Origin of the sequence: Pollutimonas bauzanensis (genome assembly GCF_040393045.1) — a bacterium.
GTDB lineage: Bacteria > Pseudomonadota > Gammaproteobacteria > Burkholderiales > Burkholderiaceae_B > Pollutimonas > Pollutimonas bauzanensis_A.
In genome coordinates this window covers 24,705-40,451 of sequence record NZ_JBEBUX010000020.1, presented here as the reverse complement: position 1 = coordinate 40,451, position 15,747 = coordinate 24,705, and the positions used below count along the sequence as shown (strand labels likewise).

At 57.5% G+C, this 15,747-nt stretch carries 14 protein-coding genes and 1 tRNA gene; 14 read left to right on the top strand and 1 reads right to left on the bottom strand.

Going from position 1 to position 15,747, the window contains the following annotated elements; genetic code table 11:
* Positions 1 to 273: 273 nt before the first annotated feature.
* The 7 genes from ABWO67_RS05185 (at position 274) to ABWO67_RS05155 (ending at position 6,271) form a co-directional block, all read left to right on the top strand.
* Positions 274 to 1,314, top strand: coding sequence for a LuxE/PaaK family acyltransferase (locus tag ABWO67_RS05185; protein ID WP_353148499.1), 1,041 nt, complete (start codon positions 274 to 276; stop codon positions 1,312 to 1,314).
* Positions 1,311 to 2,774, top strand: a complete 1,464-nt coding sequence (locus ABWO67_RS05180; RefSeq protein WP_353148496.1) for an acyl-CoA reductase — start codon at positions 1,311 to 1,313, stop codon at positions 2,772 to 2,774. The genes ABWO67_RS05185 and ABWO67_RS05180 overlap by 4 nt, the downstream gene beginning before the upstream one ends.
* 13 nt (positions 2,775 to 2,787) lie before the next feature.
* Positions 2,788 to 3,537 carry an ABC transporter ATP-binding protein gene (locus ABWO67_RS05175; protein ID WP_353148493.1) on the top strand — a complete coding sequence of 250 codons (750 nt, stop codon included), beginning with the start codon at positions 2,788 to 2,790 and terminating at the stop codon, positions 3,535 to 3,537.
* Positions 3,534 to 4,322, top strand: a complete 789-nt coding sequence (locus ABWO67_RS05170; RefSeq protein ID WP_353148490.1) for an ABC transporter permease — start codon at positions 3,534 to 3,536, stop codon at positions 4,320 to 4,322. Before ABWO67_RS05175 ends, ABWO67_RS05170 begins: the two co-directional genes overlap by 4 nt.
* Entirely contained in the window at positions 4,319 to 5,332 is a 1,014-nt protein-coding gene (locus ABWO67_RS05165; RefSeq protein ID WP_353148487.1) for an ABC transporter substrate-binding protein, read from the top strand. Before ABWO67_RS05170 ends, ABWO67_RS05165 begins: the two co-directional genes overlap by 4 nt.
* Positions 5,333 to 5,354: 22 nt before the next feature.
* Positions 5,355 to 6,122, top strand: coding sequence for a 3-oxoacyl-ACP reductase (locus ABWO67_RS05160; RefSeq protein WP_353148484.1), 768 nt, complete (start codon positions 5,355 to 5,357; stop codon positions 6,120 to 6,122).
* 75 nt (positions 6,123 to 6,197) lie between these two features.
* Positions 6,198 to 6,271, top strand: a tRNA-Cys gene (locus ABWO67_RS05155).
* Between the two features lie 84 nt (positions 6,272 to 6,355).
* Here ABWO67_RS05155 and ABWO67_RS05150 read toward each other — a convergent pair.
* Positions 6,356 to 6,652: a hypothetical protein gene (locus ABWO67_RS05150; RefSeq protein ID WP_353148482.1), complete on the bottom strand. Its 297-nt coding sequence runs from the start codon at positions 6,650 to 6,652 to the stop codon at positions 6,356 to 6,358.
* Between the two features lie 643 nt (positions 6,653 to 7,295).
* Here ABWO67_RS05150 and ABWO67_RS05145 point away from each other — a divergent pair.
* The 7 genes from ABWO67_RS05145 (at position 7,296) to ABWO67_RS05115 (ending at position 15,726) form a co-directional block, all read left to right on the top strand.
* Positions 7,296 to 7,844 carry a transcriptional activator RfaH gene (locus ABWO67_RS05145; RefSeq protein ID WP_353148480.1) on the top strand — a complete coding sequence of 183 codons (549 nt, stop codon included), beginning with the start codon at positions 7,296 to 7,298 and terminating at the stop codon, positions 7,842 to 7,844.
* 195 nt (positions 7,845 to 8,039) lie between these two features.
* Complete coding sequence (locus ABWO67_RS05140) at positions 8,040 to 9,212, top strand: polysaccharide biosynthesis/export family protein (protein WP_353148478.1); 1,173 nt, start codon at positions 8,040 to 8,042, stop codon at positions 9,210 to 9,212.
* Positions 9,213 to 9,223: 11 nt separating this feature from the next.
* Positions 9,224 to 9,667, top strand: coding sequence for a low molecular weight protein-tyrosine-phosphatase (locus tag ABWO67_RS05135; protein WP_353148476.1), 444 nt, complete (start codon positions 9,224 to 9,226; stop codon positions 9,665 to 9,667).
* Between the two features lie 10 nt (positions 9,668 to 9,677).
* Positions 9,678 to 11,915, top strand: a complete 2,238-nt coding sequence (locus ABWO67_RS05130; RefSeq protein WP_353148473.1) for a polysaccharide biosynthesis tyrosine autokinase — start codon at positions 9,678 to 9,680, stop codon at positions 11,913 to 11,915.
* Positions 11,912 to 13,387, top strand: a complete 1,476-nt coding sequence (locus ABWO67_RS05125; protein ID WP_353148470.1) for a lipopolysaccharide biosynthesis protein — start codon at positions 11,912 to 11,914, stop codon at positions 13,385 to 13,387. Before ABWO67_RS05130 ends, ABWO67_RS05125 begins: the two co-directional genes overlap by 4 nt.
* A gap of 57 nt (positions 13,388 to 13,444) precedes the next feature.
* Positions 13,445 to 14,611, top strand: a complete 1,167-nt coding sequence (locus tag ABWO67_RS05120; protein WP_353148467.1) for a polysaccharide pyruvyl transferase family protein — start codon at positions 13,445 to 13,447, stop codon at positions 14,609 to 14,611.
* A complete protein-coding gene (locus ABWO67_RS05115; protein ID WP_353148465.1) occupies positions 14,608 to 15,726 on the top strand; it encodes a glycosyltransferase in 1,119 nt (372 codons plus the stop codon). Before ABWO67_RS05120 ends, ABWO67_RS05115 begins: the two co-directional genes overlap by 4 nt.
* Positions 15,727 to 15,747: the final 21 nt, after the last annotated feature.

The following is a 15,747-nucleotide window of genomic DNA, read 5'->3' as shown; positions in this document are numbered from 1 at the left end:
CAATGCTCCGGGGTGTGTTGCAGCCTGAAAAGGCGGGCACTGAGATGAATAGAACGAACCCGTGAACTTGAATCGGATCATACCGACGTAAGGAGAGTGAGTTGTGCAGCTGCGGCCCGCGCAGTACAACTGCAAAATTTGCCACTATTTACGACCCTTTCGGAGCACTATGCCGGCCCTGCCGGTAACACCAACGAAAGGGCAACCGTGACAAAAGCCGATACCACTGCGCCAGCGATAGCGCCGGAAATTCTGACAGACCTGCTGGAATTCATGAGCCGGCCCCAGGGCGGCGACGACGAATTCAACGCCCTTGCGCTACGACTATTCACCCACCAGTTCCGGCATAACCTGGCATTCCAGCGCTATTGCCGGCAACAGGGAAAAACGGCACGAACAGTAAAGCACTGGCGCGACATTCCTGCTGTCCCCATCAATGCCTTCAAAGACCTGACGCTTAGTTGCGTGCCGCCAGAGCATTGCGAACGGGTATTCATGACCAGCGGCACCACGCGCATAGATAGCAAGGGCCGCCATTACCATCCCCACTTGCGCGTGTACGACCACTCCATGAAGCTGCACTTTGCAGAGCGCTTCATGCGCGGGATGAAACGGCTGCGCATGGGCATCCTGTTTCCAACAGAAGATATGATGCCCAATTCGTCCCTGGCGCACTATCTCGGCTTGGCGCTCGACGGGTTTGGGGCTGACGGCAGCAGCTACTTCATCGGTCCTCAGGGTATGGACACCGAACGCCTATGCGAAACGTTGACGCAAGTGCAGCGTGATGGCGAGCCTTACGCCTTGCTCGGCGCCAGCTACAGCTTCGTTCATCTTATGGACGCGCTGCAACAGCAGGGTTTGGCTTTTTCTTTACCGCCGGGCAGCCGCTTGTTTGATACCGGCGGGTTCAAAGGTCAATCCCGCGAAATGGCGACGGACGAATTCTATCGCCAGCTCAGCGCAAACTTTGGAGTGCCTGCCAGCGCATGCATCAACATGTACGGCATGACCGAACTCAGCACCCAATTCTATGACGATGGCAACGCCACGCAACCGGCGATCAAGTCGGGGCCGCACTGGATACGATCACGTACCGTAGACCCAATCACCGGACAAGACGTGCCGGCAGGCGAACGTGGCGTGTTGGCGCATTGCGACTTGGCGAACTTCAATTCGGTAACCACCATTCTTACCGAGGATGTGGGCGTGGCAGTCGACGGCGGCTTCTTGCTGTTGGGGCGCGCACAGGGCGCTCAGGCCAAGGGCTGCTCCATGGCAATGGATGCGTTTTTGCAAGCGGCAAAGGCATGAAACCCGCTCTCAAGGCCGTGGGCGGCTATATTCCCGGCATCGCGGCCAGCGCTTTAGCGTGGGAAACGCTGGCTTTCGAGGCCCATGGACAGCGGCTGGAAGTGGCTTTGCCCAGGCTCACGCCATCGCAATTGGAAACGGTAGCCACCACGGTAAGCGCAGCCGCACGGGGCCACTTGGCCTCATTGCCTGTTCTGGAAATCGTGGATGTTATCGATCGCACCATCGCCCGCATGCTGGACGCCGACGATCCCGGCCGTCAGGAAATCGAACGCATGCTGTCCATCGTTAGCGGCTTCGATCACGAGATGGTGAGGCTGGGCATCAACGCCAGCCTGAAGGCCTTTCGCCGGCCACAACTGCTGCGCTTTCTTGTCGAAGACTTTGGCGACCCAGGCCTGCTTGACGACTTCCGCCCTCGTGCAAAAGGTGGCTGGACACGCGCCTACGGCCCTGCGTTGCTGGGGCATGTCTGGGCTGGAAACGTCCCTGGCCTGCCGCTATGGAGCATGGTGTCTGGACTGTTGGTGAAAGCCGGCAATGTAGGCAAGGTATCCAGCGACGAGCCCTTGTTCGCGGGTTGGTTCGCACGCTCGCTTGCCGAGGTTGAGCCTCGGCTTGCCGGCGTCTTCGCCATCGCCTGGTGGCCAGGGGGTGAAACGGCGCTGGAACAGACGCTATGCCAGCATGCAGACGTACTGACGGTATATGGCGGCGATACGGCGCTTGCCGCCTGGCAGCGCCAGTTGCCTGTAGGCAAGCGCTTGCTGTCCCACGGCCACAAATTCAGCGCCGGCCTGATCTCGGCCACGGCCCTGGACGCCAGACAATCCCAGCTTACGGCCAGGCAGGCAGCATTGGACATCGTACGCTGGGATCAACAAGGCTGCTATTCACCACAAGTTTTTTACGTCGAACGAGGCGCGCAGGTTTCCCCGCACGAATTCGCCTGCCAACTCGCTGGCGAGGTGGCAGCACTGCAACATGCATTTCCGCGCCGAGCCTTATCACTGGAAGAATCCGCCGCCGCAGCCAGTTGGCGACAAGCACTCGAACTACACCAACTGCGAGGCGAGCCTATCGAATTGCTGGGGCCTGTGGACGCGCCCTGGTGCGTGGCTTATATCGACAAGCCACAGGCGTCGCCGCCAGGCGCATTGAATCGCACGGCATGCGTCGTGGCGGTCGACACCCTGGACGACGCTGCGCTTTGGCTAGGCAGCCAGAGCGCCTTCCTGCAAACAGTGGGGCTGGCTGCCAGCCCCGAAGAGCTATTTCGCCTGGCGCCTTTGTTCGCGCAAGCGGGCGCCACCCGTATCTGCGCATTGGGCACGATGACGATGCCTGCGGCCGGTTGGCATCATGACGGACGCTTCAGCCTATTGGATCTTGTGCGCATGGTTGACATTGAAGCTTCGGCGGAACAAGCCGCCGAGGCTTTGGCCTTATACAGGGACTAAATACCAGATCGCTATGGATGATGTTTTCTTAAGTATGCGTCAGGTCAGCTATCGCTACCCTGATGCGCCGGTCGCAGTCAACGAGGTAGATTGGCTCATGCCGGCAGGCGCTATCCATTGTTTGTTGGGGCGCAGCGGTTGTGGCAAATCGACACTGCTGAAACTGGCCGCGGGGCTGCTGCTGCCGGCAGCCGGCAGCGTGTCGCTCGAAGGCAAGCCAGTGCGCGGTCCCAGCCCGGCTACAGGTTTCGTGTTTCAAGCCCCCACATTATTGGAATGGCTGAGCGTACTCGACAACGTGCTGCTGCCGGTGTCCCTACAACGCTCGCCCGATGCCGCCGATACCGCACATGCACAAGCACTGCTCGATGAACTAGGCCTGGGAACAATGCATGATCGGTATCCGCATCAGCTTTCGGGTGGCCAGCAAAGCCGAGTAGCCATCGCACGGGCCCTGCTCACGCAACCTCGACTGCTGCTGATGGACGAGCCCTTTGCTGCGCTTGATGCGCTGACACGCGAAGAGCTTCAAGATATTTTGCTAGCGGTCTGTCGCCAGCATGGCACGTCGGTCTTGTTTGTCACGCATGACATTGCCGAGGCTGTCTACCTTGCCGATCGCGTGGCCGTGATGGACAAAGGCCGCATCACCTGCGAAAAATCGATACCCCTCGCCCGCCCCCGATCATCCGGCCTGCGTCACAGTACGCAATTCAACGAGATCTGCGCCAGCCTGCGGCAGGTCATGGATACGACACAATGAAAGCCGGCCTCTGGAAATCGTCACGAATCTGGTCGCTGATGCTGCTGCTGGCGGTCTTGGTGGTATGGGAATGGGCCGCTACCGCTTTTGCGTGGTCGGACCTTGTACTGCCGGCGCCATCCACGGTAGCGCGGTCGCTATGGCGAGGATTGTATTCGGGCTACTTCTGGCCGCATATTGCGCAAACCACACTGGAAGTCATCGCGGGCCTGGCGCTTGGTGGAATATTCGGATTCGCCTGCGGACTGTTGCTGGGTGAATCAGCTTTCGGCCGTCGCGTGTTCATGCCTTATGTCGTGGCCAGCCAGGTCATGCCCAAGCTTGCGCTTGCACCACTGCTTACCGTTTGGCTGGGCTTCGGCACGCTGCCTATGGTCGTCATTACCGCGCTGGTCTGCTTCTTTCCCTTGCTGGAAAGCACAATGACCGGCATCGGCCAAACGGACTTATCCCGTCGGGAACTGTTTCGCATGCTGGGCGCCACACGCTGGCAAACCTTGTGGCGCCTCCATGTGCCGACAGGGCTGCCGGTCATCCTCGCAGGACTGCGCATGGCGGTCGTCCTGGCGCTGGTCGGCGCTGTGGTGGGGGAATTCATAGGCGGCAGCCAAGGCTTGGGCGCCCTCATCATCGCGGCACAAGGCTCCATGGACACGCCGCTGATGTTTGCCGTGCTTACGCTCATTACCCTTGAAGGTTTACTGCTTTATCTTGCCGCCGTGTGGGTGCAAAAGCGACTGCTGCGCCCCTACACCGTCACCCAATCAGGACGTCAACAATCATGACACTCATACGAACGCTATTTTTGCGGCGCCTGGCGGCGCTAGGCGCGGGCATTGCCCTGGCGCTTGTTATGCAAACCAGTTGGGCCCAGGCTCCTGAGCTTGAAAAATTCACGTTGGCGGGCTGGAGCAAACCTATCACCGAGATCACCAATCTGCTGGCTGAGCCGGACCTGGGTTTTTTCCGCGATCAGGGGCTGGCGCTGAACTACCTTCCCGGCGCAGGAGGTGGCGATGCCCTGCGCAACCTATTAAGCGGCCAGGCCGATGTCGCGTTCACCGATCCCGGTTCTTTCTTTGCCGCGCTCGATAAAGGCGCCAAGCTACGCGCCATTTATGACATCTACCCGCAAAATGTATTCAATGTCGTGTCGCTGACGTCCAGCGGCATCACTAAGCCATCCGACCTCAAGGGCAAGCGAATTGGCGTGTATAGCCTGTCCAGCGGCACTCGGCAAAATTTGCAGATTCTTTTGCAACAGGCCGGGCTCAGCGAGGCCGATGTGACCGTCGTGGTGACTGGCCTGCTCAATTTCGTCCCGCTTATACAGGGTCAGGTTGATGCCACGGCCGCCACCGATACCGGCCTGGCGCTTGCCCGGCGGCGTGGCTTGGGGGACGTCAATGTGATCGAGGTCGCGAAGTACTTGAACTATTCCAGCGATTTGTTCGTGGTGCGCGAATCCACCTACCAGCACGACAAGGACAAGCTGCGCCGCTTCATTGCCGCCTACCGCCGCAGCGTCGAATGGATGATCAGCGATCCCGAACGCGCAGCGCAACTGGCGGTAAGGCGCGCCATCGATGGACAAGACCCCGCGCTGAACGCGGAAATCATCGCAATACGCAATCGCGCCAGCGTCTCGGAACTGACACGCAGGCTGGGGTTGGGTGTGCTTAACCTGGATACGCTGCAAGCAGCCGCCGACGCTTACCTCAAACTGGATTTGATCAGCCGGCCCATCACAATACGCGACGTCGTGGCTGTGGATTTGATTCCCCGTGCAGAATAAAGATCGGAAACAGGAAACAGACATGGACTTCAAAAATAAAGTGGTACTCGTCACCGGCGCCAGCCGGGGCATAGGCGCCGCCATCGCCCAGGCCTTTGCCCGTGAAGGCGCTTTGGTGGTGGTCAATTACTTGCGCAACGAAAAGGCCGCAGACCAGGTCGTCGAGCGCTGCAAAGAATTGGGCGGCGATGCCTGGGCCATAAGGGCCGACGTAATGGACCCGGCGGCAGTGGAAGACATGATCGCGCAAGTGCTTGCGGAAACCGGCCGCATTGACGCTGTCGTCAATAATGCCTTTCGCGCGTATCGGTTCAACCCCGATCATCGGCGCCGTTTCCAGGAACTGGACTGGGGCGCATATCAAGAACAATTCGACGGCGCGGTGCAAAGCGCCTGCAATGTATGCAAGGCGGTCCTACCCCATATGCGCCAACGCGCCAGCGGAAGTATCGTGAATATTTCCAGTGATCTGGTGGAACATCCCGTGGTGCCCTACCATGACTATGCGACGGCGAAGGCGGCACTGGTCGGTTTCAGCCGACACCTGGCCGCTGACTTGGGTCCTTACGGCATACGAGTCAATTGCGTCGCACCGGGGCTGGTCTGGCCCACGGAAGCCAGCCGGGAAACCCGCGAATCGATACGTGAACAACTGGCCGGACAAACGCCGCTGCGCCGCATTGCCACCCCAGAAGATGTGACAGGACCGGTGATGTTTCTTGCCTCTGACTGGAGCCGCTTCATGACGGGCCAGGTACTTTATGTAGATGGTGGCCTGGTGATGCGGTAAGGCAAGCCTGCGGCAACAGGTCTCGCCAGAATCATGTACAATCCTGGGCTTGGCTCCAATACTTGGTTGCCAAATGGCGCAATGGCAGAGTGGTCATGCAGCGGATTGCAAATCCGTCCACCCCGGTTCGATTCCGAGTTGCGCCTCCAGAATACTAGTCAGCACAAAAAAAACCTGCCCGGCCTTCGCCACGCAGGTTTTTTTATTTGTCGGTACTTACTATCGGACCACGACTAGATGAGTAGTGAAATTCCCCACGACACTAGCCCCCCTAATGCTATCGCCCCAGCACAGGCCAGTTTGACGCTACCTGTATCAACATAGTCATACAGCGCCTTCATAGCAATAACCAGCACAAAGCTGCCCAGTACAATCGCCGCGCCCTCGGGAAGCAAAAAAGCAGCCAGGGCGATGCCGACAAGAAAATGGAACAATATATGCAGCGTCCGGGCGGCCATGCGATCTCTCGGGTGGAAGGAAACGGCTCCCCATTGAGCCTTGTAGGCGGAATCGAGCTTGGAATTAATCATAGAGTATTCCGCCGTTAACGCTATTGAAAAGTGGGCAAATGAACAAGCCGTACCATACAGCTGACGCGGTGACGCATTAGCTGGCAGTGGCAAAATTGTCGGGTTTATACCAATATAAAACAACAAGAAGCTACAGCATCGGCCAATTGCCTGATCGCTGAACAGCCTATTGGGCTTAGTATTACCACCCAAATCCTGTCACATATGGTAGCTTAATCCAATAATAGCACATGCTACCAGTTACTTTTATACGTTTAACGCACGATAAGAACCCTGTCCATTACGCCAAATTACCTATAGATTACTAGAGCGTACATGTTATAGGATGCCGCCCGAAAAGAACCTCAAGAATTGTAAATTCAGGTTCTGCAATGGCTACAACCTTCATACAAACGTAATAAGTACGTTTTATTACGTTATATCTTTCCGTTTTTCGCCTAGATTGCTGCAATAGCGTTCAGTCGCAAACAAACGCGGTTTGTTACAGGGCATCCAAACTGCTCTGATAGAGTTCAACGTCACTAAACACTTGTCGATACGTGCAGCAAATACGTAGCGCTTTGAATAGGACGGATGCGAATTGCTTTGTAAACAGGACAAACATCCTAGAAACGATTTTTCTCATGCGCCAATTGGCCATGCAATGTCTCTTCAAGAGCCAAGCGCCAATTGGTATGTGGCGTACACCAAGCCTCGACAGGAGTCCGTAGCAGAGATCAACCTGCAGCGACAAGGTTTCGAAACATACTTGCCCCTCTTCAAAGTAATCAAGAAGCAAGCCGTGCAGCCCGGCAATAAGGAAATCGATGGGCTTACCGAAGCATCTGCCGCCTATGAACCCATGTTTCCCCGATATATGTTCTTCAAACCCGCCAGTGAGAAGCAATCGGTAGCGGTCGCAAGATCCAGTCGAGGAGTCAACAGCCTCGTGACATTCGGCACCGAGTTGGCGGTGGTCTCACCCGACGTGCTGCAAGCCATCCAGGACATGGAAGCACAGCGCAATAACGCTGATGTTTCCAGCATTAGCCCGTTCCAGCCAGGGCGCCGTGTGCGGTTACGTAATACCGCCCTGGACGGCATAGAAGGCGTCGTTCAAGCAGTGGGCGCCGAGCGCGTTGTGCTGCTAATGCACATTCTGGGGCAACAGAAAACACTCAAAGTGCAGCACGGTCAATTAGAACTTGCCTAGCCATTTCTAGCTGTTTGAGTGTTCCAAGAGTGACGTGTATCGCCGCAGTAAGAAGCGCGAGACACAAGTGTTCCCGCCGCCCACTATCGGATTAAGGGTTCGCACCTTGCAGTGTTTCTTGCCTGTCATGGCAAAAAACACTGCGGTAGCCTGCCCGGCCGTTTTATATCCCTGTTTTTTTTTAAAGTTCATTTGATGAAAGTATCGCTTTCAAGCCAGGTTGCTGGTTTCCCTGCACGTTGCGCCACGCTTTGTTCCGTGGTGGGAATGTCCGTCCTGCTGTCTGCATGCGCCCTCTCCCCTGGCATGTACATGGGTGACCCAGTGAATGACAAGGCGGCAATAGAAGCTGACGCCGCTCCAGCGGGTGCGCTCACCTCAATAACAGGCGAACTCATCGTGCAACAGCGCCAAGCCCAGGCAAAAGAGGTCAAGACAGAGGTCAAGCGACTGTACGGTTCAAGAAAATCCTACACGATTGGCCCCGGCGATATTGTCAATATCGTGGTCTGGGGTCATCCTGAAATGGCGCTCGCCCCGGCCACATCCAACCGCAGCATGGGCTCATCCAGCCAGGCTGACGTGGGCAACGGCTATAACGTGAATCCGGACGGCACCATCCAGTTTCCTTTCGTTGGCCCAGTCAAGATTGCCGGCCTGACCGAGAACCAGGCACGTGAGCTTCTGACCAGGCGCATCGCCAAGTACATCAAAGATCCGCAACTTACGGTACGCGTGCAGGCCTACCGCCATGATCGGATCTATGTCGATGGCGAAGTACGGGCCCCCGGACTACAAACCATGGATGACATACCCATGACCTTACCCGAGGCCATCAATCGCGCCGGCGGGTTCACGCCCGAGGCGGACCGATCAACGCTGATTCTGACACGCAAAAACAACTCGGTAGAAATCAATCTGCCACAGCTTACCCGGCTGGGCGTGAACCCCAATCGCATTATGTTGGCCGATGGCGACCTGCTTCGTGTAGTAAGCAGGAACGAATCCAAGATCTTTGTTCTGGGAGAAGTGTGGACCCCACGCGCGCTGCAAATGCAGGACGGCCGCCTGTCACTGACCGAGGCGCTTGGCGAGGCCGGCGGCGCCAGCCCGCTTACTGCCGATGCGGGGCAAATATATGTCATCCGCAAGGTCCCGCATGATAAAGACCCCGAAGGAAAGGCGGAAATTTATCACCTGGATGCCGGATCGCCTTCCGCATTCATGTTGGCAAACGACTTCCAGCTGAAGGCCCGCGACGTTGTCTTCATTGACGCCGCACCCGTCGTTCGCTGGCACCGTGTAATCGGCCACCTGATACCAAGCTATGACAGCCTGCTCATCAACACCCGAAATACCACCAAGTAGGCCGCGCTCTCATGGATAACATTCTTCTCGTCTGCGTCGGCAACATTTGCCGCAGCCCCGTTGCCGAAGCCTTGCTCAAAGAGCAGCTCCCTGACAAAAATATTTGGTCGGCGGGGCTGTCGGCGCTGGTGGGCCGGCCGGCCGATCCACTGGCGCAGGCTATCGCCGCGGAACATGGTCTGGACATATCGGCCCATCGCGCTCAGCAACTGACCAGTTGGATGTGTACGCAAGCCGATCTCCTGCTGGTCATGGAAGACGGCCACCGGCAGGAACTGGAGACCCGTTATCCACTGGCTCGCGGAAAAATCCACTGCCTGGGCGACCTGGGCCCGGACAAGGCTTTCCAGATCGCCGACCCTTACCGGCTATCAAGAATTGCATTCGAGGCCGCCCATGCGGAAATCGACCGCGGCGTCCATTTTTGGGCCAACCGCATCAGGCTATTGAGTTAAGAGATACTGAATGACGACACCTACCGACAACGCCTCATCTGCCCTATCCGAGCTCCGGAACAACGACGACTTTGATTTTCTTAGTTTGCTTGACGTGGTCCTGGAGGCTCGCTGGCTGATTATTTCCGTGGCGGTTGTCACCGCAGTGCTTGGCGGCGTCTACGCTTTCCTGAGCCAGCCGGTATACCAAGCCGACAGCCTGATCCAGGTCGAGCAAAGCCAGGGGACCAGCAGCAATGCATTAAGTGAAATGTCCTCGCTCTTCGACGTGCAATCTCCTGCGTCCGCAGAAATGGAGATACTCAAGTCGCGGCTCGTGGTGGGCCACGCCGTGGACAATCTTCAACTGTATATCAGCGCGAGTCCGCACTACCTTCCCTTTGTGGGCTCGTGGCTGGCGGCGCGCGCCAGCGATCTGTCTGACCCAGGCTTCATGGGTATTGGCGGTTATGTATCCGGAACCGAGAAGATACGACTGGGACACCTGGACGTACCTGCGCAGCTGGAAGGGCAAAGCCTTACGGTGCTCGCCACAAAGGACGGCTACCAGTTGCTGGATCCCGAAGGGCAGAAACTGGTCGACGGCAAAGTGGGCGTATCCGCTGAGTTTGAATCCGGCGGTGAAGCCGGGCGCATACTGATCAACACGCTGCAAGGCAAGCCAGGCGCCGAATTTAACGTGCAACGCCGCTCAAGGCTGGCCATGATAAATGGCTTGCAAGGCAGCCTGGTGATTACGGAAAAAGGCAAGCAGTCGGGCGTACTGTCGCTTACGCTGACCGGCACGAACCCGGCCCGGATCACACGCATTCTGAACGCAGTGGGATCCGCGTACGTACGCCAGAATGTCGAACGAAAGGCGGCCGAGGCGGAAAAATCGCTGGCCTTCCTCGATGACTTCCTGCCGGAACTGAAACGCAAAATGGACGAAGCGGCAGACAAATATACCGAGTTCCGCGACGCCCATGAAACATTCGACCTGGGCACCGAAGGAACGCTGTCATTGCATACCTCGGTGGGCTTGCAGACGAAGCTGTTCGAGCTGGAGCAGCAGCGACGGGAACTGTCAGCGCAATTCACCGATGCGCATCCGAGCGTGCGAGTCATTGACCAGCAGATCGGCGCCGTCAAGAAAGAAATCACTCAAATTACCGGGCAGATCAAACAACTGCCCGACCTGGAGCAGCAGTTGCTCAATCTGACACGCGACGTGAAAGTCAATGGGGAACTTTATGTGAACCTGCTTAATAGCGCCCAGCAGCTCAGATTGGTCAAAGAAGGCAAGGTCGGCAATGTGCGCGTTGTGGATACCGCCGTGGTTCCCGAAACCCCTATCAAGCCGAACAGAATGATGATCCTGAGCATCGCCGCGCTGTTCGGGCTGGCGCTGGGCATAGGAATAGCCCTGTTGCGCAACATGATGCGCCCCGGCATCAAGGATCCCAGCGATATCGAATCAGCGCTAGGTCTGCATGTGTTCGCGACCGTTCCGCATTCGCCTCCGCAAGCTGATCTGCACAAGCTCGTTTCGACGCGTGTTCCAGGCAGCCACGTGCTGGCCCATGTCTCGCCTAAAGATCCCGCCATCGAGAGCCTGCGCAGCCTGAGAACCGCTCTGCAGTTCGCCATGCTGGACGCCGCGAATAACATCGTATTGTTTACGGGCCCTACTCCAGGCATCGGGAAGTCGTTTACCAGCGTCAACTTTGCAACGATACTGGGCGCGGCGAATAAGCGCGTGCTCCTGATCGATGCCGACTTGCGCAAGGGTTATATCAACCAATACTTCGGGCTCGAGCGCCGTCATGGCTTCAGCGAACTGATTGCCGGCAGCCTGCCGCTGGAAGAGGTGTTGCACAAGAATGTTGTACCCAACGTAGACCTGCTGACCACTGGCGTGCTGCCTCCTAACCCGGCAGAACTGTTGATGTCGCCGGCCACCGTATCCATATTGCGCGGCCTCTCGGCCAGCTACGACCTGATCCTGCTGGACACCAGCCCCGTACTCGCCGTCTCGGACGCCACGGCTCTGGCGCCCCACGCCGGCACGGTATTCCTGCTTGCACGCGCCGGTGTCAGCACGCTGGGCGAACTGGAAGAGTCTTCCAAGCGCCTGCTGCAGGCGGGCACACAGGTCAAAGGCGTCATCTTCAATGACCAGGCAGTCAGCACCCGCCGCTATGGTTCCAAATATGGCAACTACCGATACACCAATTATGAATACGAGGCCGAAGGCCCAACGTCGTGACTAGCCTGAACAGCAAAATCGGAATAGGGATCGTCTGGAACCTGGCCAATATGTTTATTAGCCGGGGAGCCTCGGTCGTATTCACGCTATTCCTGGCCAAGTTCCTGGTTCCCGAAGCGTTTGGGCTGATGGCCATGATCGCCATTTGCTATGCATTGGCCGACGCCCTGATGACATCGGGCTTTGGCCAGGCCATCATTCGCCAGAAAGACATTACGCCGCTTGATCTCTCGACCGCCTTCTTTACCAACCTTGCGTTCAGTTTCCTCGTCTACCTGATGGTGTATCTGGTGGCGCCCTGGGCCGCCAGCTTCTATGAGCAGCCGGAGTTGACCACCCTGATACGCGTCACCGGTCTGGTGCTCTTCATCAATTCGCTGAAAGTAGTCCAGCTGGCACTGTTGAACCGGAACATGGACTTCAAGTCCCTGATGCGCATCAACTCGACGGCGACCGTCTGCGCCGGCCTGATAGCAGTCGCGCTGGCCTACGCGGGCTTTGGCGTCTGGAGCCTGGTCGCCCAATTCACCGTGTCGGCGCTGGTGTCCACGGGGATGCTCTGGCTATCCAGCACCTGGCGCCCCACCCTTTCCTTCAGCATGGCGTCGTTCAAGTACATGTTCGGGTTCGGCTCAAAGCTGACACTCGAAAGCACCTTGAATGTGCTTTACGAGAATTCCTACATTCTGGTGATAGGTAAGCTGTTCAGCCCGGAGATCACTGGCCTGTATTACTTCGCCAAGCGCATCCGGGACCTGATCGTCGACCAGGCCAACAGTGCGGTCCAGCAAGCCACGTATCCCGCCATGGCTCGCATTCAGGACGACGACACCGACCTGAAGAGAATGTACCGGCTTGTCATCCAGTTGCTGTTCTTCGTGGTGACCCCTGGACTGCTGGCCGTGTCCGTACTGGCGCAGCCTCTATTCGAGGTGGCTTTCAACGAGCGCTGGCTGCCTGCCGTGCCTTACTTGCAGTTGCTGTGCCTGGCCGGAATTCTGCTGCCAATCCATACCGTCAACTTCAACATGCTTAAAGTCAAAGGGCGTACGGATTTGATTCTATACCTGGGGCTGGTGAAGAAAGGACTGCACCTGGTATTGCTGGCCGCCTCGGTGCCTTATGGCATCGTGGGAATATTGATAGGACAGATCATTGCAGTGGTGTTGTCCTCGGCACCGTATATGTATTACTCGAACGCCTTGATCGGCTATCGCCTGGCCGAACAGATCAAGGACATGCTCAAGCCCGTGATCGCGGCAAGCATTGCGGCAATTGCCAGCTGGTTGCTATTGAACGCCCTGGGCCTGTCGGCCGTGTGGGCAGCAGTGAGCGGCGGCCTTGCCTTTTCAGTGCTCTATATCGGCATCAGCCACCTTGCCAATATCGAAGGCTACGCACTGATCAAGAGGAAATTTAAAACCATCCTGCCCGGCATCTTGCGCAAGCGAGCCTCCGGGACGCAAGCCTGAGCAGGCACGATGCAAACACACAGGCCACTGACTATGAGCGGGACGAAGGGTACAGAAATGAGCAAGACATTGTTTGCTGGGGAATATTCTTCCAGAAACGTAGGCGACGGCATCATCAAACTGGCTATCGAGCGGCTCTGCCGCGACCATGGCATAGCCGCGGATTTCAGGGACTTCTATGGCAACTCGGTCCAAGCCAGCAGCTTCACACTTCCGCATGGCAAGCCAAAAAAAAGCACGCTCAAGAACGCTTTGCTGCAGTCGGCCGCCGTTAACTATGCGATCGCTGTCCTGTTCTATTTCACGCGCTACAAAAAGATCGCAGCCGGCTACGACATTCCGAAGTACGAACAAGTCATTATCGGCGGCGGTAATTTAATGATGGACAACTTTCTGAATTTTCCGCTGCTGATCCTGCGCATCGTGCAGCAATGCGAGCGCAACAATATACCGGTCAAGTTGTTTTCGGTAGGGGCAGGAAAACAATACAGCTGGCTGGCCAGGCTGATTGTGTCGAGGATAGTGAAATCGACGGCAATGCGCAGCGTGATGTGCCGCGACAGCCACTCCTTCGCGCTGATCAGCGCCACAGCCGGGAAGCGCCATGAACACAAGGTCAAGGCCGGCTTCGACAGCGCGCTTTACTTGAAAAGAGAGACAGCGGAACAGGCGTCCGGCAGCGTAGTGGGGCTGGGCGTAATTGCCCCGGCCATCCTGAAGACACTTACACCCGAACACCCAATGTCGGACAAACAGTATGCATTGCGTTGGTGGGCAGACGTGGTCCAGGCTCTCGTGCCCCAGGTTGGTGCCGATCAGATCGAAGTGCTTTCGAACGGCTCGGCTGCGGACAATGAGTTCGCCCAGGAGCTTTGGGCGACTTTGGTTCCCAGGTTCCCGGGAATCACCGTATGCACCACCATACAAGACCCCACCGACTTGATCCAGAAAATCGGCAGCTATCGTGCCCTCGCCGCCTACCGCATGCATGCCGCAGTCACCGCCATGGCTATGGAAGTTCCGGTAGTCGGCTTCGAGTGGGATCCGAAAGTCCTGCATATGTTCACTTACTGCGGCCGGCCAGCATCCTGCGTATCCATGGCGCAGTTCAGCAAGCGCTCGGCGCAGGACATTACCACCGCTCTGCTCAGCGAAACCCCGGTGCGTCTCGACACCATCAGGGAAAGTCTCAGTAAAGATTTTCAAACAGCGGTGGGTGCATGAGGATCCCAGGCAAGATTGCCTTGTTCATTCCATCGCTACACGGTGGCGGCGCAGAGCGTGTCATTGTGTCGCTGGCCAATGGAATTGCCCGACGGGGCATTCCGGTAGACCTGGTGCTGGTCAAAGACGCCGGTATCTACCGGTCTCATGTTGATCCCAAGGTCAGAGTGGTAGACCTAAAGGGCAAGCGCGTGTTGACCAGCCTCTTCGCCCTGGCCGGATACCTCAGACGCGAACGGCCCGCAGCCATGCTCTCGGCGATGAACTATGTCAACGTTGTTGCCGTGTGGGCCCGCGTGCTCTCGCGCAGCAAGACGCGCCTGGTTCTGTCCGAACATGCCAATTTATCGCAGGCCATGGCGGACAACGCCGGCTTGATTTCGAAGGCGCTGCCGTGGCTGATGGCCATCTCATACCGCAAGGCGGATGCCATCGTGGCCGTGTCCGACGGCGTGGCCGAAGACCTTGCAGCAACATTGGGATACCCCCGCAACGCTGTGACTACACGCCACAACCCGATAGAGACTGATGAGCTGGCAATCAAAAGCCGTGTGGCGCTTGATCATCCCTGGTTCGCCGAGGGCGAGCCGCCCGTCATCATCGGTGTCGGACGCCTCAGCAAGGAAAAAGACTTTCCCACGCTCATCAAGGCATTCAACCAATTGCGAACCACGACACCCGCTCGCCTGGTCATATTGGGCGAAGGCGGCGAGCGCCCTCTGCTGGAGTCGCTTAAAGCAGCTTCGCCCTATGGCGCCGACATATTGCTGGGAGGTTTTCAGGACAACCCATACAACTGGATGCACCGTGCTTCAGTGTTCGTGCTCTCGTCCCGATGGGAAGGCTTTGGCAACGTGCTTGTCGAAGCCATGGCCTGCGGCACGCCGGTCATTAGCACTGCCTGCCCCAGCGGCCCGGAAGAAATACTGGAACAAGGCCGATGGGGCCGCCTGGTGCCTGTCGGTGACGCCGGCGCGCTCGCCAGCGCCATCACTCAGACATTCGCCAACGCCTCGCCACCCGACGTCGAAAAGCGGGCAGCAGCCTTCGGAGTTACCCACGCCGTCGACGCCTACCTGAACGTATTAGCCCCCAAACGCTTGGCTTCAATTTGATGACTCCCATACAAGGATTTT

Excerpts from the sequence above, each read along its gene's own strand:
- ABWO67_RS05185 (WP_353148499.1), top strand. The coding sequence starts at position 274 with ATGAGCCGGCCCCAGGGCGGCGACGACGAATTCAACGCCCTTGCGCTA.
- ABWO67_RS05180 (WP_353148496.1), top strand. The coding sequence starts at position 1,311 with ATGAAACCCGCTCTCAAGGCCGTGGGCGGCTATATTCCCGGCATCGCG.
- ABWO67_RS05175 (WP_353148493.1), top strand. The coding sequence starts at position 2,788 with ATGGATGATGTTTTCTTAAGTATGCGTCAGGTCAGCTATCGCTACCCT.
- ABWO67_RS05170 (WP_353148490.1), top strand. The coding sequence starts at position 3,534 with ATGAAAGCCGGCCTCTGGAAATCGTCACGAATCTGGTCGCTGATGCTG.
- ABWO67_RS05165 (WP_353148487.1), top strand. The coding sequence starts at position 4,319 with ATGACACTCATACGAACGCTATTTTTGCGGCGCCTGGCGGCGCTAGGC.
- ABWO67_RS05160 (WP_353148484.1), top strand. The coding sequence starts at position 5,355 with ATGGACTTCAAAAATAAAGTGGTACTCGTCACCGGCGCCAGCCGGGGC.
- ABWO67_RS05150 (WP_353148482.1), bottom strand. The coding sequence starts at position 6,652 with ATGATTAATTCCAAGCTCGATTCCGCCTACAAGGCTCAATGGGGAGCC.
- ABWO67_RS05145 (WP_353148480.1), top strand. The coding sequence starts at position 7,296 with ATGTCTCTTCAAGAGCCAAGCGCCAATTGGTATGTGGCGTACACCAAG.
- ABWO67_RS05140 (WP_353148478.1), top strand. The coding sequence starts at position 8,040 with ATGAAAGTATCGCTTTCAAGCCAGGTTGCTGGTTTCCCTGCACGTTGC.
- ABWO67_RS05135 (WP_353148476.1), top strand. The coding sequence starts at position 9,224 with ATGGATAACATTCTTCTCGTCTGCGTCGGCAACATTTGCCGCAGCCCC.
- ABWO67_RS05130 (WP_353148473.1), top strand. The coding sequence starts at position 9,678 with ATGACGACACCTACCGACAACGCCTCATCTGCCCTATCCGAGCTCCGG.
- ABWO67_RS05120 (WP_353148467.1), top strand. The coding sequence starts at position 13,445 with ATGAGCAAGACATTGTTTGCTGGGGAATATTCTTCCAGAAACGTAGGC.
- ABWO67_RS05115 (WP_353148465.1), top strand. The coding sequence starts at position 14,608 with ATGAGGATCCCAGGCAAGATTGCCTTGTTCATTCCATCGCTACACGGT.